22 protein-coding genes are annotated in these 24,728 nt (G+C 41.6%); 11 read left to right on the top strand and 11 right to left on the bottom strand.

Features of this window, described 5'->3' with window-relative positions; translation table 11 throughout:
* Nucleotides 1-8: 8 nt before the first annotated feature.
* The 5 genes from NST73_RS18680 to NST73_RS18660 all read right to left on the bottom strand — a co-directional run bounded on the left by NST73_RS18680 (nt 9) and on the right by NST73_RS18660 (nt 5,890).
* The gene (locus NST73_RS18680; RefSeq protein WP_144679007.1) at nt 9-1,217 is read right to left on the bottom strand and encodes a glycosyl hydrolase 53 family protein; all 1,209 of its coding nucleotides are present in this window, start codon (nt 1,215-1,217) and stop codon (nt 9-11) included.
* An 11-nt stretch (nt 1,218-1,228) separates the two neighbouring features.
* Nucleotides 1,229-2,071 (bottom strand): sugar ABC transporter permease, encoded by an 843-nt coding sequence (locus NST73_RS18675; RefSeq protein ID WP_007497274.1) that lies wholly within the window; start codon nt 2,069-2,071, stop codon nt 1,229-1,231.
* Nucleotide 2,072: 1 nt separating this feature from the next.
* Nucleotides 2,073-3,344 (bottom strand): sugar ABC transporter permease, encoded by a 1,272-nt coding sequence (locus NST73_RS18670; RefSeq protein ID WP_186365904.1) that lies wholly within the window; start codon nt 3,342-3,344, stop codon nt 2,073-2,075.
* Between the two features lie 112 nt (nt 3,345-3,456).
* Nucleotides 3,457-4,722 (bottom strand): extracellular solute-binding protein, encoded by a 1,266-nt coding sequence (locus tag NST73_RS18665; RefSeq protein WP_342499279.1) that lies wholly within the window; start codon nt 4,720-4,722, stop codon nt 3,457-3,459.
* Nucleotides 4,723-4,894: 172 nt separating this feature from the next.
* A complete protein-coding gene (locus NST73_RS18660) occupies nt 4,895-5,890 on the bottom strand; it encodes a LacI family DNA-binding transcriptional regulator (RefSeq protein WP_047946713.1) in 996 nt (331 codons plus the stop codon).
* A 171-nt stretch (nt 5,891-6,061) separates the two neighbouring features.
* Here NST73_RS18660 and NST73_RS18655 point away from each other — a divergent pair, with 171 nt between their 5' ends.
* Entirely contained in the window at nt 6,062-6,961 is a 900-nt protein-coding gene (locus tag NST73_RS18655) for a LysR family transcriptional regulator (protein WP_008347343.1), read from the top strand.
* Between the two features lie 15 nt (nt 6,962-6,976).
* Here NST73_RS18655 and NST73_RS18650 read toward each other — a convergent pair whose 3' ends face one another.
* From NST73_RS18650 to NST73_RS18640, 3 genes are all read right to left on the bottom strand, one after another.
* Nucleotides 6,977-8,653 (bottom strand): hypothetical protein, encoded by a 1,677-nt coding sequence (locus tag NST73_RS18650; RefSeq protein WP_138279190.1) that lies wholly within the window; start codon nt 8,651-8,653, stop codon nt 6,977-6,979.
* 80 nt (nt 8,654-8,733) lie between these two features.
* Complete coding sequence (locus NST73_RS18645; protein ID WP_024720438.1) at nt 8,734-9,144, bottom strand: hypothetical protein; 411 nt, start codon at nt 9,142-9,144, stop codon at nt 8,734-8,736.
* A gap of 12 nt (nt 9,145-9,156) precedes the next feature.
* Nucleotides 9,157-10,641 carry a lipase gene (locus tag NST73_RS18640; RefSeq protein WP_342499278.1) on the bottom strand — a complete coding sequence of 495 codons (1,485 nt, stop codon included), beginning with the start codon at nt 10,639-10,641 and terminating at the stop codon, nt 9,157-9,159.
* Nucleotides 10,642-10,773: 132 nt separating this feature from the next.
* On the opposite strand from NST73_RS18640, the gene NST73_RS18635 reads away from it, so the two are divergent.
* From NST73_RS18635 to NST73_RS18600, 8 genes are all read left to right on the top strand, one after another.
* Entirely contained in the window at nt 10,774-11,280 is a 507-nt protein-coding gene (locus tag NST73_RS18635; RefSeq protein ID WP_047946721.1) for a DUF1433 domain-containing protein, read from the top strand.
* 83 nt (nt 11,281-11,363) lie between these two features.
* Nucleotides 11,364-11,843, top strand: coding sequence for a hypothetical protein (locus NST73_RS18630; protein ID WP_024720435.1), 480 nt, complete (start codon nt 11,364-11,366; stop codon nt 11,841-11,843).
* A 63-nt stretch (nt 11,844-11,906) separates the two neighbouring features.
* Complete coding sequence (locus tag NST73_RS18625; protein ID WP_058337127.1) at nt 11,907-12,389, top strand: DUF1433 domain-containing protein; 483 nt, start codon at nt 11,907-11,909, stop codon at nt 12,387-12,389.
* Nucleotides 12,390-12,482: 93 nt separating this feature from the next.
* Nucleotides 12,483-13,418 (top strand): nucleoside hydrolase, encoded by a 936-nt coding sequence (locus NST73_RS18620; RefSeq protein WP_144679011.1) that lies wholly within the window; start codon nt 12,483-12,485, stop codon nt 13,416-13,418.
* 116 nt (nt 13,419-13,534) lie between these two features.
* The gene (locus NST73_RS18615; protein WP_034646848.1) at nt 13,535-14,368 is read left to right on the top strand and encodes a MurR/RpiR family transcriptional regulator; all 834 of its coding nucleotides are present in this window, start codon (nt 13,535-13,537) and stop codon (nt 14,366-14,368) included.
* A 185-nt stretch (nt 14,369-14,553) separates the two neighbouring features.
* Nucleotides 14,554-16,098: a gluconokinase gene (gene gntK / locus NST73_RS18610; RefSeq protein WP_342499277.1), complete on the top strand. Its 1,545-nt coding sequence runs from the start codon at nt 14,554-14,556 to the stop codon at nt 16,096-16,098.
* Nucleotides 16,099-16,122: 24 nt separating this feature from the next.
* Entirely contained in the window at nt 16,123-17,451 is a 1,329-nt protein-coding gene (locus NST73_RS18605) for a GntP family permease (protein ID WP_144679014.1), read from the top strand.
* A gap of 256 nt (nt 17,452-17,707) precedes the next feature.
* Complete coding sequence (locus NST73_RS18600) at nt 17,708-18,661, top strand: DNA alkylation repair protein (RefSeq protein WP_135009803.1); 954 nt, start codon at nt 17,708-17,710, stop codon at nt 18,659-18,661.
* A gap of 219 nt (nt 18,662-18,880) precedes the next feature.
* Here the strand turns inward: NST73_RS18600 and NST73_RS18595 are convergent, their stop codons facing one another.
* Complete coding sequence (locus NST73_RS18595; protein WP_144679015.1) at nt 18,881-20,218, bottom strand: amino acid permease; 1,338 nt, start codon at nt 20,216-20,218, stop codon at nt 18,881-18,883.
* A 318-nt stretch (nt 20,219-20,536) separates the two neighbouring features.
* Between NST73_RS18595 and NST73_RS18590 the strand changes: the two genes are divergently transcribed.
* Entirely contained in the window at nt 20,537-22,051 is a 1,515-nt protein-coding gene (locus tag NST73_RS18590; protein WP_135009510.1) for a PAS domain-containing protein, read from the top strand.
* Nucleotides 22,052-22,092: 41 nt separating this feature from the next.
* Here NST73_RS18590 and NST73_RS18585 read toward each other — a convergent pair whose 3' ends face one another.
* Both NST73_RS18585 and NST73_RS18580 read right to left on the bottom strand, forming a co-directional pair.
* Nucleotides 22,093-23,076 carry a Gfo/Idh/MocA family oxidoreductase gene (locus NST73_RS18585; RefSeq protein ID WP_342499276.1) on the bottom strand — a complete coding sequence of 328 codons (984 nt, stop codon included), beginning with the start codon at nt 23,074-23,076 and terminating at the stop codon, nt 22,093-22,095.
* 144 nt (nt 23,077-23,220) lie between these two features.
* On the bottom strand, nt 23,221-23,580 hold the full coding sequence (locus tag NST73_RS18580) for a MerR family transcriptional regulator (RefSeq protein WP_007498034.1): 360 nt from the start codon (nt 23,578-23,580) through the stop codon (nt 23,221-23,223).
* A gap of 311 nt (nt 23,581-23,891) precedes the next feature.
* On the opposite strand from NST73_RS18580, the gene yidA reads away from it, so the two are divergent.
* Nucleotides 23,892-24,704, top strand: coding sequence for a sugar-phosphatase (yidA, locus tag NST73_RS18575; protein ID WP_008345739.1), 813 nt, complete (start codon nt 23,892-23,894; stop codon nt 24,702-24,704).
* Nucleotides 24,705-24,728: the final 24 nt, after the last annotated feature.

Here is a 24,728-nt window from a genome sequence, read left to right as displayed (position 1 = left end):
CTGTTTAATTACGGTGTCATTTGTTTAAATACATCAAGAGAAGGCAGGGCTTTTCCGTTGAAATCAAACATGGCCTGATTTTCCCAAGCATTCCCGACTGTGCCGGTTGTTTGAATATAAGCGAGCCCGTATTGACTAGACCACGGAGCACCTTTTGCTGGAATCCAAAGCGGCTCCCAATAAAAGAACCCTTTCCCGCGATTGTTTTTTACTTGTGAAATTTTTTCTGATAGATCTCGTATAAAAGATGCCTGCCCTTGTGGTGATGCTGGATAACCGGCCGTATTGACTGAATCTTGGTTAAATGAGTTATCGAGGTTGTCACCATTTGCTGTTGTAAAGCCGTAGGCGGTTTCTACCACGATGACATCTTTGTTATAGCGGGCGCTAATATCATTCATGTTGTTAGTAAGACCGCTAAATCCCCCGTCCCAATACGGGTAGTAAGATAAACCGATCGTATCGAACGAAACGCCTCGTTTCGTGATTTCATCAAACCACCAGCGAGATGCACCATTGTCCCCTCCATGTGCAAGATGAAGCATGACTTTGATGTTTGAATCGACAGAGCGGACAGCATTTGTCCCCGCTTTTAGCAAAGCAGCGAGTCGGTCAAATTCACCGCCGCCTTCACCCCAGCTCTTTCCGTTCGGCCAAAGCATACCTGAATTTAATTCATTCCCGACCTGTACCATATTTGGTAGGGCATTTTGTGCTTTCATCGCTTTAAGTACATCGCTTGTGTAAGTGCCAACAGCTTTTTCTAAATCGCTTTGGGAGAGATTGATCCAAGCTTTCGGTTTGAACTGTTTACCGGGATCGGTCCAGAAATCACTGTAGTGAAAATCAAGCAGCACTTTCATGTTTTGTGCTTTTGCACGTTTCGAGAGAGCAATGGCGGTATTTAAATCGTTTGTCCCCCCGTTATAGGCACGGCCTTGGTTGTCGTATGGATGGTTCCAGAGTCTGATGCGCACATAGTTGACACCTTTCTCTTTTAATAGCTTGAGCGGATCAACCTGCTGCCAGTTTTGGTTGTAGTATTTGCCGCCGCTTCGCTCCACTTCTGCGAGCATGGAGATATCGGCTCCTTTGATGAAATCACCTTGCAATCCATTGATCGGTTTCACCGAAATCGTATCAGCCTTTGCTTCAGGCAGAATACCTAACCCCATCAGAAAGAAAACGACAACAGTGACAAGCAACCATTTCTTCATCAAATCTCCCCTTATCCTTTTGTCCCGCCTTGTGTGAGGCCGGATACAAATTGTTTTTGTAAAACAAGAAACAATAAAGCAACTGGAATCGCAATGAGTAAAGCCCCTGCTGCAAAGGTCGTGTAGCTGGCACCCATTTTGTCTGATACAAGATTGTATAGACCGATTGGGAGCGTATACATTTCGGGTGAGCGGACAATGACACTGGAGATAATGAAATCACCGAGCGGTCCTGTAAATGAGTTGATGGCAACAACGGCTAAAATCGGCTTGGCAAGTGGCATAATAATTTGGATGAAAATCCGGAAATGCCCTGCGCCATCCATTCTGGCTGATTCATCAAGATCCTTTGGAATCGCATCAAGATAGCCTTTCATTAAATACGTATTCATCGGAATTTGTCCGCCTGCATAAATCAAAATCAATGCAAGATGGCTGTTAATGAGTCCAAGCATTTGAGCCAATACAAATATGGCAATCAGCGCTGAAAATTGAGGAATCATTTGCAGCAGCAAAAAGAGCATCAGTCCATTCTTGCGTCCTTTGAATCGGAACCTAGAAAAGGCATAACCTGTAAAGCTGACAAGGATCAACGTTAAGAGCATAGTCGCAATACTGATTTTCATTGAGTTCCAATACCATTTTGCATAAAGTGCCCCCTGACCGAAGAAGAGTTCTGTAAAGTGGCTGAACGTTGGATTCTTCGGAAACATGCTTGTGCTCATCAGGCTGTTCCCAGGATTAAAGGAAGCGCCGATCGTCCAAAGGAGTGGATATAGAATACAAACGGAGGCAATGAAAAGGATGAAATAAGTGATACTCAGGCGAATGAGCTTATTTTGTTTTGATCCCATATCACATCATGTCCTCCTCTTTGAATGAATTCGTTCTCTTAAACTGCCAAAGTGCAATGGCAATGACGAAGATTGACAGTAAGATTGTAACAGCGGCAGCGAGTGCATATTGAGAAGACTGCATCGTCAGTTTGTAAATCCAAGACACCAAGATGTCTGTTCCCCCCGCTGTGGATCCAGCAACAGGCGGCCCCCCGCCATTAAATAAATAGATGATATTAAAGTTGTTAAAGTTAAACGTATATTGCGTGATTAATATAGGTGCAATTGAATAGAGGACAAGCGGTAATGTAATGGAACGGAATTTCTGAAAGAAATTTGCCCCATCAATGGTTGCAGCCTCGTATAAATCTTCAGGAATGGCCTGCAAAACGCCAGTTGTCATAATGAACACAAAAGGAAAACCAAGCCAAGTCTGCATCGCAATAAGAGCGATTTTGCTCCAAAATGGATCTGTCAGCCATGGTTTTGGATCAATTCCAATCGATGCAAAAAGGGTATTGTTGATCGCACCAAACGTGTCGTTAAACAATCCAGCAAACACCAAAATGGTCACAAATCCTGGAACAGCCCACGGCAGAATCAAAATCGTTCTGAAAAACCGTTTTCCTTTTAAATCTTTTTGATTGAGCAGAACCGCTAGGAAAATGCCGACAGCACATTGAAGGGTCGATGCAGCCAACGTCCATACAACCGTCCAGCCTAGTACATCAATGAATGTGTCTCTCCAAATATCGATTGAAAAGATATTTTGAAAGTTTTTGATGCCTACCCAATCAATGAGATTGGCAGGAGGCGAGTGGTATAAATCATAGTTTGTAAAGGCCAGCGCAAAGCTGAACATAATAGGAAAGACAACAGAGAATAGAAGTAAAAAGAAAGCAGGAGTGCTCATTAAGTAAGGAAAGCCTTGGTCGATGAGCTGATGGTATTGAGCACGGATGGAATGAAGCGGAACCCCTTGATCACGTTTCTTTCCGTTCATAAATGCATCACGTATCATGAGTACATAAAAACCGATGCCAAATCCAGCTGTTAAAAGTGCAATAATTCCTTTTGCTAAAAGGAAAACAGAGTTGTCACGAGGCAGCATCGTACCAAGTGTGAACAGCCCCCAGAAGCCAATATTGAATAAATCATAAAACACAAGTAGAAAAGAAACGCCAAACAGGAAAAAGAGTGCCCCTTTGCCATACTGTTTGTTGTATATTTGCCCCATCCCGGGTATAAGAGAGAACATTAGCGCCCGTCTCCGGTGTGTCTTTGATTCCATTATGTGTGTGCGGTCAAGTTCAAGGTTACCCGTCACGTCTAACACCTACTTCATATGAAATTAGATCAAGTGCAGGCAGCATGATAGATGAACAGCTACCTGCGCTTGATGTTTATTTGGAGTGATTCGCTTTAATTTGCGAGTCGATTTGTTTAACCGCATCATCAAATGCCTTTTTCACATCGGTACGGCCAGTCGCAATCAGCCCTAATGCGCTGTCAATCGGCTTCCACACCTCTGCCATCTCTGGATTGTTCGGTGTCAGCGTGGCATATTTCGTTTGCTTTGAAACAGCATCCGCATTAGCGTTTTCAGTAATGACTGGGTCTTTCATCAGCTTTTTCACTGGTGGAATTTCCTCTGTTACTTCAAAGCGCTTTTTCGAATTTTTTTCGTTCGTGATAAACTCAACAAATTTCTCGGCAAGTTCTTTATTTTTAGAATAAGAGGAGACGTTGTAGCTCTTTACACCTAAGAACGAGCTCATATGTTTTCCGTTAGGGAGTGTTGGTAGCTCGGACACGCCATAGTCGATACCCGCTTCTTTATAAGGACCAAATGACCATGGACCAGAAATGACAGCCGCTGCCTTTTTCTCAGTGAATAAGGAATTGAGGACATTGATTCCTTGCTCACCAATGATACCTTTCGGGAAAAGTCCTTCGCTAAAGAATGTCTGAATGTATTTTCCGCCTTCGATGGCACCATCGTTATTAAGACCAATATCATTGACGTCATAAGAACCATCGTCTTTCTGTTTGAAAATATAGCCACCTGAACCGCCTAATACACTTTCTGCGTAATAAATTTCATCCCACTTCGCAACAAAACCGTATTTCCCGTCCTTTGTCAGCTTTTTCGAAAGGTCATACCAGCCATCGAGTGTCGTTGGTGCCTTTTTGACAAGGTCTTTGTTATAGAAAAGCACAGTGGTTTCAACGGATTTTGGCAGGCCATACAGCTTGCCATCTATCGTTTGTGATTGAATCGATTCGTCTGTGAAGGAATTGATTACTTTTTCATCTGGTTTGATTTCTTGTAACAATCCCTCTGTGACAGCTGATCCAATTTGGTCGTGAGGCATGGTGATGACATCTGGACCAGTGCCGGCTGCGCCATCAAGACGAAGCGCTTCAATTTGGTCGGCATATGCCTTTTCGACCACTTTGACTTTCACGTCGTTTTGTTTTTCAAATTCTTTGACGGCGTCTTGAATCCCATCAGACTTTTTGACATCCTCCCACACTAGCAAGGTCTTTGTACCTGTAGATGCCGGCTGTGTACCGCTTGAATTGTCATCTCCTGGTCCGCATGCTGACAGCAGCAGCACAGCAGTACCAACGACTGCCGATAATGTCGCCCATTTTCCCTTTTTCATTCGTAATCCCCTCTCGTTCTTTTTTCACAGATGATAAGAAAACGCTTTCTTAATGTGAGAATATCAACTTGAGTAAAAAAAGTAAACACATTTTATTAAATTTATTAAGTAAAATTTTTTACTGAAATAAAGAGAAAAGAAGCCCACCATATACGGCAGGCCTTCCAGCTGTTTATATCGTGCTTTTCCGAAAGACAGGTTCTGAGGCAATCAGCACGGTTTTTGGTAATGTTCTGCCATCAACCAGTCTTTCTAAAAGTAAATCGACAGCTGTTTCGCAAAGTAAAGAGGTATGGATGTGATAAGTTGTGAGCGGTGGTGACACATATTGAGAGACGTGAATATCGTTGATACTAAAGACACTCACTCGATTTGGTAAAGAAAAACCGCGTTCATTTAATGCTTGTAAACAGCCTATCGCAAGAGGATCACTTGCGACACAAAAAGCGGTTGGCAGGTGATCGCCGAGCTCGTCGATCGCCTTCATCATCAATGAATAGCCTTCATCTACAGAGAAGTGGTGACCGATATAGACCAATTGTTTATCCAGTTTGTTGTGTGCTGTCATGTACTGGCGGAAGGTCGTTTCACGAATATCTGGAATCCGCCTATTTGTATTGAGATCAAGATCTGTCCCGCCAATAAATCCGATGGATGTGTGCTGTTTTTCGATAAAAGAATCGATAATCTTTTCTACAATTCGTTTCAGGTTTGGTTTCACAGAATCAAAGCGGTCTTCATCTGGTGATGTATCAATAAAGACGATATGTTTTGTGATCGCATATAATTGATCAAGCTCAGTTTTTTTAAATCGACCGATGGCGATGATGCCTTCTGTAGAAGGATCAATCGATTGAAGACCATCAGATGGGTTGTAAGCGGTAACATTTAAGCTTCTGGTATTGGTGAGTTCCTCAATGCCTAGACGAATGGATTTGAAATAAATATCTTCAAGCTCTTCTTTTTCGGTCATCCAATAGAGAAAGGCAATTTTTTTTAGTGAATGTTTGAATGTCTTTTTTTGATAGGACAAAGCTTCTGCTGCCGCGTATACTCTCTCACGTGTTTGATCCGTAACCGATAGGTTGGGATCTTGGTTCAGTACGCGAGACACGGTGGCGATGGATAATCCGGCTTTTTCCGCAATGTCCTTTATTTTAGCTGCCAAGTCAGCACCTCCTATAGAAAATATCTCCTTTCAGTATAGAGTCTTTAAAAAAATTAGTAAATATTTTTATTAAATTGATTGGTTTAGGCTGTTCTTTACGAGTTGGAAAGGAATTAGTAAGATATATGTATTGAAGATGTAGGATTAAGATTTCTGATAGGAGAGGGACAGATGTATTATGATGCACTGAAGACATTTGTGACAGTGGTAGAAGAGAAAAACTTTACAAAAGCAGCTCAGAAGCTACGGATTTCTCAACCGAGTGTCAGTCTTCACATTAAGAACTTGGAGCAGGAATTTCAGACGGTTCTGCTCAATCGTTCGCCAAAGCAATTAACGGTGACGCCAACTGGAGATATGCTGTACCATCGATCAAAACAAATCATTCGTTTATATGAACAGGCGAAGCAGGATATTTATGAGCATCATCATCTGGCACGAGGGAAGCTCACGATTGGAGCGAGTTTTACCATTGGAGAGTATGTGCTGCCGCAAATTTTGGCACAATTTCATCAGCTCTATCCGCATGTTGATATTGAGGTAGTCATTGATAATACAGAGGCGATCGCTAGACATGTTCGGTTGTTCCATGTCGACATCGGACTGATTGAAGGACAAACCAATGACAAAGAACTCTCTGTAGAAACGTTCCTAGAGGATGAACTGTATATCGTTGCCCCATTAGACCATCCGTTTGCAAAGAAAAAGGATGTCACCATTGATCAATTACAAAATGAAACATGGATCACAAGAGAAGAAGGATCTGGGACAGGAGAATACTTACAGCACGTCCTGAAATCAAATGGACTGAAAGCGCGGACTTTTGTGACGTTTAGCAGCAATCAAGCGATAAAAGAAGCTGTCATTCATGGAATGGGGCTATCTGTTTTATCTAAATATGTCCTCCAGCGGGGCAGCATTGGCGGGGAATTGGCTGTCATTTCTGTGAGGGGAATGGACTTTAAACGGACATTTTCCTATATCGAATCCCCGATGACAGGTGGGAATAAAAATAAGGAATTGCTTGTCGAGTTGTTGAGAAAAGAGAGAAAAGACGCTTCTCCGCAGTAGGAGAAACGTCTTTTTTTATAATCCTTTGATGTTGATTTCATCGACTGGGAGGAAAATCTCACCTGTATCTGTGTACTTCATGTTGACTTGATCGCCTTCTTTTAAATAAATAATAAGAGGCTCTTTTTCAGATGACATGGTGTAGTTTTTCCCATCGTCTAGTAAGAAGGTGACGGTTGTATAATCACCGGTCTTTTCCTTATACACCCTCTTCACTTTGCCTGTCGACTCTTTCTTTTCTTGCTTTGATGAACTATTGACTGTACCGCCGCCTTTTTGAAGAGCAGTTTTATAGGCTCTTAGTGCTTCATTTGGTGTAGAAGCGTATGCGGCGATTTCAGGATTGGCTGCCGAAACAATAAAGTAGTTTTGCAGGAACCCGTTTGAATCGAGAACAGGTGTAAGCCAGCTGGCTTCCCCGTAGAAATTATAAAGAATCGGCATGCGGCCCTTCCATTTCTTCTCGATAAATCGTTTCTCAATAATTTGCAAAGCTCCCTGTGAATCCATGTAGGATTCTTCAAGATTACCCGTATAATACGTGGCTTTTCCTGTTCGGGCATTTGTTAGTGCATACCCGAGCATGGAATCAACGCCCTCTTTTGGACTGGTGAAATCTGTGAAGTAATACATATCCCCTTTTGAATCAAACACCGGACTTACATTGGCTTCAGTCCCCTCATCAGAAGGCAGCTTCACATCTGATTTTCCAAACATACTGTTCCAGAAACCATGTACATAGTTGCCGAAGTAACTATTCTGCAGACTGACAGCCTCTGGTGACACAGCGCCATCAATAAAGGCTGGTACTTTGTCTAAGGCGTATTTCTTCGTTTCACCTGTTTTGGCATCCACAACAACCACACCTGAAGCTTTAAACCCGTTTCGTGCAGAGATGAAATCTCCAAATGTTTGGATGTAATAAGGCTTGCCATCATCATTGATCTCTAGCTGCGTGTCTCCATAGAAAATCAAATCTGGGTACTGAAGACGGATATGCCGCTCAATTTCCTTATTGAAATAGGAAGAAGGCGTATAGACCATCTCGGTTTTCACAAACTTTGGATTGGCAGATGAGTCGGTCGCACTTAATGTAAAGTAACCCGGTGTGCTACCAGAACGAATCCATTTAAAGAAATCGGAGAACTCGACGGGTGCGATATACACATACTCACCATTGACCTTCTGAATTTGCAAGCTGCCAAGCTCGTAGTAACTCGTGTTTGGCACCTGTCCGAACGATTTCTTCATCTTATTGCGAGCAAATTGCGGTGGTACACTCGCAGGTGTCTCTGTCTCATCGAACGCTTTGATTTCGACTTTTTGCTCCATTTTAGACACGTCGAATTTCTCATTTGCATTAAATAGAAAAGCGGTTGCCATATAAACACCGAGCAGCAATAATATGAGAAATAAAACGCCCTTGATCTTCCGCTCCAATCCCACTGATAAAAAGGCACCTGCTGCTGTCACAACAAGTCCAATGAGCCACAGTGATGATGGGTTGCGGTCTAAATTGGTGATGTAGTAGAAGCCGAAAATCCCGATGATAAACAGCAGTGCCAGTCCCGCAATCCACATAAGCGGCACCTGTTGTTCAGTCCCTTTCTTTCTAACGATTAACCTGAGTGGTGTGAGCAAAAGGGTCAGGACAAGACCGATCACAACCGAAAATAACAACATATATCCCACAAACAGAACTCCTTTCAAATCAATCACTCTTAGTATATACGAGTGAGACGGGGAAAAGATTCACCGGATGGCAGGTTCATTTAAATGCCGATCGAGTCGATGGCGGATTGAACATCTTCTTTCAGCTCAAAAAATGTGAGTCTTTTTTCGATTTTCTCTATTAACGCGTCAATGGCTTCACCTGACATATGGGTTTGGATGTTCCTTTGATGTTTGTACACGTTAATCAGAAGGTCATCAATCAGATCTACTATTTTTTTGGCTTCTTGGCGATCCTCTGCAAATTCATTTTGAAGTTGATGCCGGATGGCTCTGATCAGCGCTGTTTTCTGTTCTTCTTTGATCTTTGCCTTCAAAGCAGCCAGCTCTGCTGGTGTCATGTCTTCCGTGTTAAAGTTTGCTTGAGAGAAGATGGAGCTAGATGTATGCGTATCTGTCACTCTCTGCAAAAAACGATCTGCGTCTGTTGGTTGTTTCTTTGAAAATTCCATTTGTCGTACTCCTTAAGAAATACCCATATTCTTGGCAAGGGTTGTATCTGCATCGTGGTATTGTTTTCCTAGCTGGCTCATATCATCTGATATTGAGTCCATCCACCTTTTCATATCCATCGCATGATCAATCGCTGCATCATACTTTTTGACCGAATAGAATTCATTTTCAAGACCCTCTGTTTTTAAGTGGCGAATCACAGCATCCACATCTGAAGCCGTCAGCTGGTCATACGAACCAAAACCGACAATTTGTTTGTATCTTGAACGAACGCGTTCCACCGATTGCTCCACTTTGTCATCGAGTTTCTCAATTTTACGAATGATTTGCTGCATATGGTGCTCGGCATATGTGGAGAATTTACGACCTGTGTTCATAAGAACATGCGACTTGATTAAAATCGCTACCACACTTTGCGGGTGGACATTTGATTGGCTCAATTGATGTAACATGGCGGCAGTGAGAGAAGGGTTTTTTCTCAACATATCATCAATGGTTTGAACGGAGCCATCTGACGAAAAGGAATACCGGTCTAAGCCATGGCTGCCGGCGAGGGCTTCAAGAAATAAATTCGCATCAAGTGAAGGATTCACACTCATTGCCCGATTGAGGAGATTTTTCATAAATTGGACGGCCTTTGAGGAGTCCTCAGTGTAATCGACGCCTTCAGGTAAAGCGGCATCATACATCACTTTCACACGACCGATTTCTGTCGTATGACGATTTAAGAGAGATAGCCCATCATTGAGATTGATATATTCTGTTAATCTATTGCGGTAATCACCTTTTAATGCTTTGGCTTGCAGACCATCCGATAGATTTGGGTAAATATTCGGATTCTCAAAGGTGACCCCGCCTTGAATAAAATCATTTTTGACAAGAACATAGGAAGCATTTGATCCGCCAAGTGAATGCCCTGTCACATACATCTTCGCATTCGGCATTTTCTTATGGATCTCTTTCGCATACCGGTCCGCCTGCACCATTTGATTCTCTGCGCCGTGTTCAAAGGGGATATTTTTAATCAAATACTTCGTATCTGAAATCAACCAATCTTGCACAATCTCATTTGTATAGGTCGTTGTCCCTGTCGTCATCTTCGTCGTGACTTCCTTTGACGTCTCTGACTGGCTAAAAGGAGGCAGCTTTGTCAAAATGGTAGAAAGAAGATCATCTGACTCTTTTTTTCCATGTTTTTTAATGGTATCTTTATATTGGCCTGCCCCAATCGGTTCTGAGCCACGGTAGGCGATGACGGCGTTTTTGATTTTGGTGAGGTCTTTTCCGCCATTTGAGCGAGTGAAATCCTCTTCAGAAACAAGAGTTAAGGCATTGAGCCCTTTTTCGGTTTCTTTATAGTCAATGACGTACATGTTGTTACCATTACTTATTTTTATCATGTTTGAATCGCTATAATTATCTATTTTATAGGATTCGTCCGAAATCTTATTGTAGTCTTCGTCGCTAAGCGTATTTCTTGATATTTTTTTAGACAAAAATGTCACTCCTGTAATATTTATCATAATGATTATATTATAGAATGTATTAAATATCTATTATAGTCTGGGTTTATAGAGCATAAAGGTTAAAAATATATTTTAAATTTCAAAAGGTGGATATTGGTGCTAATGAAAAATACATTAAAAGTTTTATTTGCTCTAATTGTAATAATAATCATATCTGTGTTAGTGCTTTTAAACCAACATGATAAGCAAAATAAAACTAGCGATCCAGGAGGAAGGGATACTGTGCAAGAAAAAAAGAAAAGTGATCAACAAAAGGCAGAAGAATTCGCAGACAAAATGAAGCCAAAAATAGAAGAGGATCTTTATGAAATGGACATCCATCATTTCATAAAAAATATAACGTTTAAAAAGGAAGTTACCATAAGTCCAATGGGTTATATTGTAGTTGAAGGATACATTAACGATGAACCTGAGAAGTTCAATTTTTCTGCATCTTTAAAGTATAGAACTAACGAAATTAGTTCAATGAGTTATTCATACGAGTTATCAATTCGTTTCAGGGATTGGGAAAAATATAAAGATGAACCACAATTAAAAGAGAATTTCCTAAAAAGTCTCCCCAAAAAAGAACGAGAACAATATCTCAAAGACATTGGAGAAAAAGAGTAGAACAGGTACTAGCCTACCTGTTTTTATTTTGTCAATTTCATTGGTAGACTGATTAAAAGTATATTAAGGAGTTTTTGCTTTTCATGAGAAATACATTGAAATTTTCTATCATCATTGTGGTTACCGTCATCTCAATAACTGTGTTCATTGTAGAGTTCATTCATCAGAGTTTTTCTGATGAAGTAGTGAAAGAGAAGAACGATTTAGAACAAGCAGAAGAATTCGCAGAAGAAATGAAACCGAAAGTAGAAGAACGTTTACATAAAATAGATATTCACAACTTTATTAAAACCATTACGTTTGATAAAAGAGTAAACGTTAATCCAATGGGTTATATAATAATTAGAGGGCATATTAATGGTAGCCCAGAAAAGTATGATTTCTCTGCATCATTAGAATATCGATCTAAGGAAGTAGGTACCATGACTTTTTCTCCTGAATTATCTTATCGATTTAAAGACTGGGATAAATTCAAAGATGAACCTGAACTAAAGGAAAACTATCTTAAAAGACTCTCCGAAAAAGAACGTGAACAGTATCTTAAAGATATTGGAGAAAAATAATAAAACAGGTAATCACCTACCTGTTTTTTATTGTTCATTATTAAGAAGGTGGCAACGGTAGACATGAAAAACACAATAAAACTTGTATCTGTTTTGGTCGTTATCATCATTGTCTCAGTGACTTCGTTAATCACTCAGCACAATAAGCAAAGTAAAACAAATGATGTGGTAAAAGAAAAGAGCGATCAAGAAAAAGCAGAACAGCTCGCAGAAAAAATGAAGCCTAAAATAGAAGAATGTTTACGCAAAGAAGACATCCATCACTTTATTAAGACCATAACGTTTAAGAAGAGGGTAACTATTGATCCAATGGGCTACATCGTAATTAGAGGATATATAAATGATGAGCCAGAAAAGTACGAGTTCTCCGCTTCATTAAAGTATAGAACAAAAGAAATCGGTTCAATGAGTTATTCAGCAGAACTAGGAGATCGTTTTGAGAACTGGGAAGATTTTGATCCTCAAGTGAAAGAAGACTATCTAAATAGTTTATCTAAAAAAGAACGCGAACAATATTTGAAAGACATTGGAGAAAAAGTGAAATAACAAGTCGACAAAGCCGATTGATTCCCTAAATCAATTTCAAAATATGCTATCATTCCCCTAACAACACTTACAAACAAGGGAGAGCTTTCAAACATGGCAAATAAAAAGAAATTGATCTTGGATGTAGACACTGGAATTGATGATGCGATTGGTATTTTGCTTGCAGTGAAAAGTAAGCGGTTTGATATGTTGGGGATCACAACGGTGTGCGGGAATGTGTCTGTTGAAGCGGCGACGTTGAATACGTGTAAAGTGCTTGAGTTGGTTGAGGCAGAGGAAATCCCTGTCATCAAAGGTGCAGTAACGCCTCTTTTGAGAGTCCCTCATTATGAACATCGGGTGCATGGGGAGGATGGAATTGGCGGCGCTTTAAAAGATGTCGAGCCTAAGAAGACCGCAGATGAAGGTTTTGCGCCTGATTTTATCATTGACCAAGTGCTGAAGTATTCGAAGCAGGTTACGCTCGTGTTGACAGGACCGTTAACGAATTTAGCCCTTGCGGTAAAAAAATGCCCTGAGCTGATTCATCACGTGAAAGAAGTCATTTTTATGGGGGGTGTCGTGCAGGGACAGGGGAATGTCACACCGGTTGCGGAATTTAATACATATGCAGATCCAGAAGCGGCGAAATTGGTGCTGGAGGCTGGTTTCCCTTCATTGACTCAAGTAGGGCTGGATGTCACGAGACAGGTCTTGTTAACGGATGAGAGAATTGATGCCATTCAAAATGAAACGTTAGCCAGTTATATCAGAGAGAGCACAAGCATTTACCGCCAGCGCTATTTTGAGCGGAATGGGGTGTGGGCATGTGCTATGCATGATCCGCTTGCTGTAAGTCTTGCAATTGATAAACAACTTGTGAATACACAGGCTTTTCATGTAGAAGTGGAGACGAAGAGTGAGTTCTGCGATGGTCAAATGATATGTGATTTTCAGCATCAATGGGGAAAAGATCGCAATCTTCAAATGTGTATGGATGTAGATGCTGAAGGGTTTTTTGATTTAATGATCAAAGTCTTGAATTCTTAAAAAAGAAGTCTGTGCAAACAGGCTTCTTTTTTATAAGATGGGAACATGAGGAAATGTATGCGCTCACATGAATAGAGAAGGAGTGAAGTCAATTGGCTTTTATCAGTTTAAGTAGTATGGATAAGATAAGGGCAGCAAGCAGAGGATTGCCGCCAAAACTGAAAGCAATTGCTGAGCACATTACGAGTGAGCCCCGCGACATCATCCATTTGTCGATTGTCGAGCTTGCCAAAAAGACAGCGAGCTCAGAGGCAACGATTTTTCGTCTTTGTAAAAGGCTTGGATTTGAGGGGTATCAAGATTTGAAGATTGCTATTGCCCAGGAAATAGACCAAACGAAGCCTGATTATGTAGATGAAGAGATGAGTCTTGACGATGATACTGCCGTTTTTATGCAAAAGGTATTTCAGGCAAACATCACTGCATTAAAGGATAGTTTTCAATTGTTGAATCCAGAAGATGTAGAAAAAGCCGTACAATTAATCCATGAAGCAGAGCGCTTAGAGTTTTATGGCAGCGGTGGGTCTGGCCTCATCGCCACAGATGCTTTTCACAAATTTATGAGGACAGGCATCAACTGTATTGTTCATACAGATTCTCACTTTCAAGCGATGTCGGCAGGTCTGCTTGATCAAAAGAGCACAGTGCTTGGTATATCTCATTCTGGTCGAAATAAGGATTTACTGGATGCGATGAAAACAGCCAAGGAAAAAGGAGCGAAAACCATTGGCATTACAAGCTATCAGCGTTCTCCATTGAGTCAGCTTGCAGATGTCACGCTGTATACATCAACGCAAGAAACGGCTTTCCGAACGGAAGCGATGTCTGCTAGGCTTGCCCAGCTTACTGTGATTGATGTGCTATATTTTGCGCTTGCACATTTAAGGCAGCAGGAAACATTAACAAACTTAAAGCAAATGAGAGAAACCATTTCTCAAAAAAGAGTGTAATGGTTTCAAAAATAAATTTTTCTATTAGTGAAAAATGCTGTTGTGGTAACGATTCTGAGGTTTTTAGTGAAAATTATTTTCTTTTTGATCGTTGAATGTCGAAAAAAATATTCCTATAATGGGATTTATCAGGTACACCGGCACCACGACACTTTATTTCAAATCAATGATTGGGCGTGATACAGATGAAGGGAAACCAGGCGGTAATTGGTTTGGATATTGGAACAACAAGTACAAAGGCGGTTCTATTTGGACCACAGGGGAAAGTCATATCAAAGCATTCTGTTCCTTATGACCTCATTCACCCCCAGCCAGCATGGGTTGAGCAGAACCCTGAACATATTTTAGATGCTGTGATTGCGAGTGTAAGAGGCGCATTGACGAAAGCAACATTTGATGCAAAAAACCTCATAGGTGTGGGAATTAGTACGGCGATGCATTCCTTAATCGTCATGGATGAGAATGGAAAAGCATTAACAAACAGTATCATTTGGGCTGATAACAGAAGTGCAGAACAAGCGAAACGAATCATAACGGACTTAGATGGCTTTCAAATTTATAAAAGAACCGGAACACCGATCCATCCAATGTCACCGCTTTCAAAAATACGATGGATCAAGGAAATGACACCTGACGTCTTCAATCAGGCAGCAAAATTCATTTCCATCAAAGAGTATGTTCTTTATCATTTCTTCGGTCAGTATGTGGTCGATTATTCAATCGCATCAGCAACAGGACTGTTCCGATTGGAAACGCTTCAATGGGACGAGGAGGCACTACGTATTGCAGGAATTCAGGTGAATCAGCTGTCTGAACTTGTTCCAACGACGCATCAGCTACGTGGGCTTCAGCCAGAAATTGCGCTGCGAATGGGCATTGAAGAAGATACACCATTTGTTGTGGGTGCAAATGACGGTGTACTAGCGAATCTTGGTGTTGGTGCGATTGGCAAAGGTGAGGTAGCAGTCACGATTGGGACAAGTGGTGCAGTACGTACAGTCGTAGATCAGCCAATTACAGATGAGCAATCAAGAACATTTTGCTATGCATTGACGGACAAGCATTGGGTCGTCGGAGGACCGACCAATAACGGCGGAATTATGCTGAGATGGCTCAAGGATGAATTTGGGTCTTCCGAGGTGGAGGTAGCAAAGCGTCTAGGTGTAGACCCTTACGATCTAATGATTGATATTGCAGAAAAGGTTCCAGCTGGCTCAGAAGGACTGCTGTTTCTACCATTTTTAACAGGTGAGCGAGCACCTTATTGGAATCCAAACGCAAGAGGCACGTTCTTCGGGATCGGTCTTCAGCATAAGCTCGAGCACTTTATTAGAGCCGTGTTAGAAGGCGTCATTATGAGTGTTTTCTCGATCGGTGTGGCACTAAGAGATTTAACAGGTCCAGCGAAGGATGTCAGGGCTTCTGGTGGATTTGCGAGATCCCCGCTATGGCGGCAGATTTTGGCGGATACAATGGGCAGAGAAGTGCTTGTTCCAGAGAGCTACGAGGCTTCCGCACTTGGGGCGGCTGTCCTTGCACTTCATAGTTTAGGTCATATGGAAGAGATAGAAGAGGTACAGGAATGGATCCGTATTTCTGCCCGCCATGAACCAAATATGAAGAACAACGAAACATACATAGAGCTGTTTTATTTATATGAGCGTCTCTATGACAAACTGAAGGATGAATTTGATGTCATTAGTGCGTTGCAATTAAAACAAAATCGTTAAACATCAGGGAAAAGGTGGGAGAACATGCTTTTATTCATTGTGATTGCGGCGATTGTCCTTTTACTCATTCTCATTACAGTCGCTAAGTTGAATCCGTTTGTGAGTTTGATCATTACCTCTATGCTAGTAGGCTTTGCTACAGGAATGGATTTACAGGAAATCATTCAATCGATTAAAACGGGATTAGGGAACACGTTATCGTTACTGGCGATTGTACTAGCACTTGGGACCATGCTTGGGAAAATGATGGCTGAGTCAGGGGGCGCTGAGCGGATAGCTCAAACACTCATCAGTCGTTTTGGGACGAAAAATGTGCATTGGGCGATGATGTTTGTAGCCTTTATCGTGGGGATACCTGTCTTTTTCCAGGTCGGATTCGTTCTTCTCATTCCCTTACTCTTTACCATTGCGATTGAAACGGGCATTTCGCTCGTGACGATTGGGATTTCATTAATCGCAGGCTTGTCTGTTGTGCATGGGCTAGTCCCGCCTCATCCAGCTGCAATGGCAGCAGTAGGCATCTATCATGCCAACGTGGGAAAAACGATTTTCTTTTCAATCATCGTCGGTTTGCCAACAGCTATTATCGCTGGACCGCTGTACGGTAAGTGGATTGGAAAATGGATACATAAACCAGTTCCAGAGCTGCTCAGAAAGCAATTCACGGAACGACATGCTGATCGGAAGCTTCCTGGTTTTGCGAATACGATGTTTACCATTTTGGTGCCGGTCATTCTTATGCTGCTTGCCACGTTGGCGGATATTATTTTGCCAGAGGATAGTATGTGGTATCAGATGTTCAAGTACATTGGAGATCCCATAACAGCTTTATTGATTGCGACAGTGTATTCTTTCTTTAGTCTTGGCTTTATACAAGGGATGAGCCGTGACCGAGTGCTGTCATTCAGTAACGATTGTTTGGGACCGATCGCTTCCATTCTGCTTGTGATTGGTGCAGGCGGAGCGTTCAATAATGTACTGATCGATTCAGGCGTTGGGGATTATATTGCTGATTTAGCCAAACACTCCCCAATCTCACCGATTTTACTTAGCTGGCTGATTGCTGCGGTTATTCGTGTGGCAACAGGATCAGCTACAGTATCCATGATGACAGCGGCCGGAATTGTAGCCCCAATTGCTGCATCCATGCCGGATGTGAGCAGAGAGTTGCTTGTTTTAGCAACAGGAGCGGGTTCACTGATTTTGTCTCATGTCAATGACTCTGGTTTTTGGCTGATCAAAGAGTATTTTGGTATGACCATTAAAGAGACGTTCTTGACTTGGACGGCTATGGAGACCATCATTTCCGTTAGCGCCATTGCATTTATTATGATCATAAATATGTTTATATAACGGGACAACAGCTCAATTCTTCGGGATTGGGCTGTTTTTGGTTTGTTGTTATGCCGCTTTTGACAATTTAGGATAAAATAATGATATTGAGCTATGGGAGGCGGACACGATCGAACCTTTAAAACATGTATATAATGAACCATTTATTCAACATTTAGCAGAAAAACTGGCGCAAGCGTCAACTGTATTTGATGCTGATCACTTTCAGCAGCTCGTGTTTCAAGAGGATTGGGAGCAGCTGGAGTTAAAAGGACGAATGAGAAGAGTGACTGAATCGATGCACGCCTGTCTGCCTGAAGATTATGAGAAGGCAATCGATGTACTGCGTCAGACAGCACCGCATTTTACAGGGCTCAGTGCGCTCGTATTTCCAGACTACGTCGAGACATATGGTGTTGACCATTGGGATATCTCGATCAAAGCACTTGAATTCTTTACACCGTTTTCCACTGCTGAATTTGCCGTTCGACCTTTTCTCATTCAAGATCAAGAGAAAATGCTGGCGCAGATGCTTGTGTGGTCACAGGATCAAAATGAACATATTCGCCGTCTCGCTAGTGAAGGGTGCAGGCCTCGTTTGCCGTGGGGATTATCCGTCCCTGCGCTGAAAAAGGACCCTTCTGTCACGCTGCCCATTCTAGAAAATTTGAAGTCAGATTCGGCCAAGTATGTGCAAAAAAGTGTAGCGAATCATTTAAATGATATTTCTGCAATTCAGCCAGACCTCATGAAGCAAATGGTCAAAAGCTGGTATGGAACCAATGAACATACAAACTGGATTGTCAAACATGCATCTCGTACGTTATTGAAAAAAGGCGATCCAGATATCATGGCTTTATTTGGCTATGGAGATGATCCGTCTATCCAAGTAACGGATTTGAAGGTGACGCAAGACCCCGTTCGTATTGGAGAGAAGCTGACGTTTCATTTTATTCTTCAGGCAGATAAGCCATTAAAGCTGCGCGTAGAGTATGCCATTGATTACGTGAAAGCTCGTGGTACACGCAATCAAAAGGTATTTAAAATCACAGAATTTGATACAGGATCGGCCCTGCATAGAGAATTTGTCCGATCACAGTCGTTTCAAAATATGACAACGAGAAAGCACTATGAGGGCATTCATACATTAACCATCATCATCAACGGCATCCCAAAAGCGTCTGTCGATTTCGAAGTCACAGCAGCTGCTCATGAAAAAACCCGCCACTGAGGCGGGTTTCAGCGTGTAGACAAACCCTCGCATTCTTTGTCAGTCCTGCGTGCTGGTGCTCACGAATGTCAAATTCGCTCCGCGCCAGTACTCGTCCTTCCTAGACTGCAAAGGTTTTCTATCACGCTGAAAAGAAGACAAAGGGCTAAAATCAAGTTCATTTTAGCCCTTTGTCAACAATCTGATACCCGCCACTGAGGCGGGTTTTTGCTTGCGTTTCTAAGCTTTCTTTTTCATTAAGAATGAAGCAATGATGGCGGCTGCTAAGAAACCGATACTGATAATCGAGCTAGGTAAGTTCTCTGGTCTGAATAGGAACATAACAAAACTGACACTGAGTACAAGACCAGCAAATAAAGTGAAATACGGGAATAACCAAACTTTGAAATACGGCTCCTGCGGATATCTTGGACGCAGTTTCAAATGAGCCAGACAGATGCTGATCCAAATAAGAGAAACCGCAAAACCAGGGATAGCCAGCATATAGCTGAAAATTTGATCTGGGTACAAGTAAGCAAAGAATGTTCCGATTAAAAGAAATAGAACGGTCACCCATAAACTTAAAATAGGTACACCTCTTTTGTTGACCTGTGCCAGCTTTTTTGGACCGCCGTCTGATTTAGATAGAGAATGAATCATTCTCGTCGTGCCGTAAATACCAGAGTTGGCGGCAGATAGAACGGCTGTAATTAAGACGAAATTAATGAAGTGAGAGGCACCTTGCATGCCAGCTGCTGAAAAGACTTGGACAAAAGGACTGTTATTCGGATCAATTTGATTCCAAGGAATGAGTCCACAAATAATCAAAATCGGCAGTGTGTAAAACAAGATGATGCGCCACATCATACTTTTGACAACACCAGGTAATACCTTTTCTGCATCCTTTGTTTCTGTAATGGTCAGCCCGATCAATTCAGAGCCTCCATACGAGAAGATCACCACTAATAATGAGGCAAAGACAGCACCCCATCCGTTCGGGACAAAGTTTTGGTAATTGGTGAGAACAGGCGTGCTTTGTTCGCTCGGAATGATTCCAAATAATAATGCAGCACCGAGAAGAATAAACACAATAATAACGAAAATCTTCATTCCAGCGAACCAAAACTCAATTTCACCAAAGTATTTTACATTATTTAAATTAATTCCGATGACTAAGAGCGAGCAAAGTAAACATAAAGACCATAAAGGTACGTTTGGCATCCAATATTGAAGTAAACTCCCCGCTGCAATGATTTCAATGACACATACAGTGAGCCACATAAAACAGTAAACCCATCCGACAACAAATGAAAAACGTTGACCAAGCGCAATCTGTATGAGGTCGCGAAGGTTATTCCCCGGGTAGACGATGGCCATTTCAGCTAAAGCCGCCATGACAATGAGAAGAAGCAATCCAGCAAATACATAGGAAAAGATAACTCCAGGACCTGCTAAGCCGATTGTATCGGCACTTCCTTTAAAGATTCCTGTACCAATGACCCCGCCCATCGCAATCATGCGAATATGACGCGGCGATAAAAGCTTTTTTAATTCGTGTTGTTCCTGATTCGCGCTCATGACGTTCTCCTTTTTTAAAATGCTTATGTTCCATTTTCTTTTTTCGAGCGGTCAGTGTCAATATAAAAAAAGAGATTTTTCAGACAAAATAGGCGGTTGATTCTATCAAATGAGCCGTTTTCTTCCATAAATCTTTTCCATGACCCATCCCCAAAATCTAAAACTTCGTGAAAAAATGAACATTTGCCTTCATTCTGACATAAACAATATTCAGTTTTTGTCGATATATCTTTTGTATTACTAAAGTCCTAATAAAGAATTGTTTATAACTGTAAAATATTTCAAAAATGTATGAAAGAATGAAAGGAGTTATTGAAGATGTTTATGAGAAAAGCAAGTGATTCATCGTCGGAAGCCCTTCTTAGTGAAAGCAGTCAATTAGTTGAACGAATTGAGAAGGGAGATTTTTCAGCCAGAATTGATACTGCTGCATTCTCTTCTAGTCAAACAATAGAAGCAGTGGCTCAAATAAATGAAGCGTTGCAAAAGATGCAAGAAGTGCAAGAAGATATTCATATGCGTATGAATTTAGTGACAAAAGCGATTCAAGTGGGTCTATGGGATATGACGGTTGTAGCAGGAGATCCTGTGAATCCAAAAAACGAATTCACATGGACAGATGATTTCCGCAAAATGCTAGGTTTTCAAAATGAAAACGATTTTCCGAATGTCTTAGACAGCTGGGCATCTCGAATTCATCCAGATGAGCAGGAATACACCTTGAATGCATTCTCTACGCATTTATTGGATCATTCTGGCCGTACACCGTATGATATCGAATATCGTCTGAAGTTGAAAAATGGCGAATATCGCTGGTTCAAAGCAACTGGAACGACGATTCGAGATCGAAATGGGGTACCTCTTCGTGTGGCAGGGGCTCTTTTTGATATTCATGATCAGAAATTGAAAGAAGAAGAGCTGCAAGCATTCGTGACAAGATATGACTTGATCAACCGTGCGCTTGTGGAAGCTCCTTGGGATATGGTTGTAGAGGCTGGCGATCCTGTCAATCCAAACAATGAATTCTGGTGGTCTCCGCAGTTTAGAAAAACGCTTGGTTTTATAGATGAAAAGGATTTCCCGAACGTGTTGAGCAGCTGGAGTGATCGTTTGCATCCTGAAGATAAAGAATCGGCTCTCCAAGCCTTTGCGGATCACTTAAATGATCATTCTGGCCGTACACCATTTGACATTGATTATAGATTGCAGAGTAAAAATGGCGAGTACCGCTGGTATCATGCGGGCGGTGAAACCATTCGTGATGAGAAGGGTGTCCCTTTACGTGTCGCAGGAACGATTCGTGATATTACGTTAGAAAAAAATAAAGAAAAAACAGCCCATGAAATGGCTTCCCAAGTAGAGCAGCTTTCAAGTTCTATTAGTGAGATGGTATCTGGCATCAGTTCTGTAACAAACCAAGCACAAGAGCTTGCTGTCGCCCAAGAGCAGTCAACGTCTGCTGCTAATCTGGCGAAAAACAGTGCAGATGAGACGAAGAACATTTCAGACTTGATCAAAGAAGTGGCAAACCAAACGAATCTGCTTGGTTTGAATGCCGCAATTGAAGCAGCAAGAGCAGGCGAGCAGGGCCGCGGTTTCTCAGTCGTTGCCGATGAAGTACGTAAGCTAGCGCTTCATAGTGCCAATGCGACAGAAAATATCGAATCTAGTTTAACTGAAATGAAAACACAAATCGATCAAATTCTTGAAAATATCTCCAATATGACAGCTCTTACGCAAACACAGGCTGCTTTAACAGAGCAAGTGAACGCTTCAGTTGATGAAGTGAATCATATGTCTCAGCGTCTGGTGGCATATTCAAAGAGTATCTAATGTCAAAAAACCGCCTTTTCATCAGAAGGCGGTTTTTTTATTTAAGCATGATCCGCTGGGAAAACAATACCGGCGTCTTTCCTAGCGGTTTCAAGAACCTTCATAACAGAAAGGCTGTCATCAAGCCATTCATAACACTTTTCGACATTTCCTGTTTCAATGATATGCTGAAATGCTTCTGCTTCATAAAACAGGCGGTTTGAATTGGTTTGTGCATTGAGTGAAGTGACTTGTTCTCCTATATGCAGCAACACTTCCTCACAGCCATTCGCACCATTTTTCACATGCAGGAACCCTTTTTCCCCTTGAATCAAAGCGAAATTCATACTGCTTGTATCTTTGCTGCCAACACTTGTGGCGATGAAATCATTGTAAGTAAAAGTTAAAACACCAGATGTGTCGATGCCGTTTGGATGGCGGTTGGCCTGGTAACGAACGTCTTTCGGTGAACCAAATAGATTCATAATGAAATGAACATTGTAAATGTTAATATCCATGAGGGCACCGCCAGAAAACTCTGGGTTAAAGACATTCGGTGTTTCCCCGGCGAGCAGCTGATTATATTTACTTGAATATTGACTATAGTTGCATTGAACGAGTTTGATTCTGCCTAATTGATGAAGGTGTTTTTTGATTAAATGATAGTTGGGCATATGAACGGTCGTAATGGCTTCAAATAGGAAGAGCTGCTTTTCCTTTGCGAGAGCGATTAAGGCTTCTAGTTCTTTCACATTAGAGGTAAAAGGCTTTTCGCAAATCACATGTTTTCCGTGTTTCAATGCAGCCGTGGCATGCTCGCTATGTAAACGATTGGGTGATGCGATATATACCGCTTCTATATGGGGATCTTCTAACATAGTGGTTAAATCCGTATAAGTCGTTTGCACCCCAAATTGATCTGCGAGTTTCTTTGCCGTCGTTTCCTTTCTTGAATAGACAGCGTGGCAAGAAGCACCTTCAAGCTGTTCAATTGCCTGGAGGAAACCTTCCACAATCACACCTGTTCCAATGGTTGCTATTCTCATTCTATTCATAACCCCTTTCATACGATTGATGTCACGTCAAGCTGTCTCTAGTATACCTGATGTTTTCATACAACGTGTACTTAACAGCTAGGCGCAGAGGGGTGCCAGTAAAAAATACCGGCACATCTTTGGCAGTCTCTACAATTAACTAATGTTAGCTAATGTTTGTTTCGTTAACAGTTGAATGGCCGCCTTCCTCTTTTTTAACTCTTGAATGGATTTTTGAATATCTTCTACTTTTTGTTCGAGCAGCTGTTCCGCTTCTGTTTTCGACTGTTTCTCGAATAGTGACGTGATAATTTCTCGAATTTCTTTGAGTGAGAAATCTAGCTTTCTTGCTTCAGTGATAAAGGATAGCATGAGTACATATTTTTTATCATATAAACGATAGCCGTTATGTGCTCTCTTAGGCTCGGGGAGCACACCCTCATTTTCATAAAAACGAATGGTTTCAATATGTACACCAGACATTTTTGACAATTTTCCTCTCGTAAATGTAATCATTCCCTGCACCTCCTTTCTTTGCTATCCATCATACAATTAGATTTGCTAGTTTCAAAATATTCTCCGATGAACATTTGTTCCTTTTCATACTGTTAAAATGACAGGTCTGTTCTATTCACAGCGGATTCTATAGAATAGGTTATAATAGATGAGGATGAAGTGATTTTTTGTTACAGATAGGAACAAGTAGACAGCGTGAGAAAAAAACGATAGGCTAAAATAGGTACATAGTATGATGAATAGCATGTGATCATGTAGATGATCACTCAAAATAGTGACAGCACGTTTTGCTGAGAAAAGGGGAGCAGTGAATGTATAAATTAGTCGCAATTGATATGGATGGTACGTTATTAAATGATCAGCATATGGTGCCGGATGAGGTGTTTGAAGCCATTCAACAGGCGAAGGCAGAAGGCGTTAAAATTGTTTTATGTACAGGCCGGCCGATTGGCGGGGTGCACCGCTATTTAAAAGAGCTGCAGCTTGATCAAGAGGGGGATTATGTCATCGCCTATAACGGAGCGCTTGTACAAAACAGCCATACAAATGAAGTCGTATCAGAATTAACTTTATCCTATGATGATTTGACTTCTTTATATGAACTGAGCCGTCAGCTGGATACACCTATGCATTATTTCGATTCGGCTCATCTATACACACCAAATCGGGATATTAGTGAATACACGGTACTTGAATCGTATTTAACGAAATTGCCGCTTAAGTATTTACCTGTCGAAGAGGCAGACCCATCCATGAGACTTCCGAAGATGATGTATATTGATCAGCCGGAACGTTTGGAAAAGACGATACAAGCCATTCCATCTGAAGTGAAGGATCAGTACATGATGGTAAAAAGCACAGATTTCTTCCTAGAAATTCTTCATCCTGATGTGAGCAAAGGGAATGCTGTGAAGCTTCTAGCGCATGAACTGGGGATTTCTCGTGAAGAAGTGATGGCGATTGGTGACAATGGGAACGACGTGTCGATGCTAGAATTTGCGGGCTGTGGCGTTGCGATGGGAAATGCCATTGAAGATGTCAAAGCAGTTGCGGATGTTGTGACAAAATCCAATAACGAAGCAGGAGTCGCACATGTCCTGCATGAGCGAGTCATCGGAAAATAAAGAAAGAGCGGTCTACCAATGAGG

The sequence above is a fragment of the Bacillus sp. FSL W7-1034 genome, from assembly GCF_038593365.1.
In the GTDB taxonomy this organism is placed as follows: Bacteria; Bacillota; Bacilli; order Bacillales; family Bacillaceae; genus Bacillus; species Bacillus altitudinis.
The sequence above is the reverse complement of the archived record's forward strand: the minus strand, read 5'-3'. Positions and strand labels throughout refer to the sequence as shown.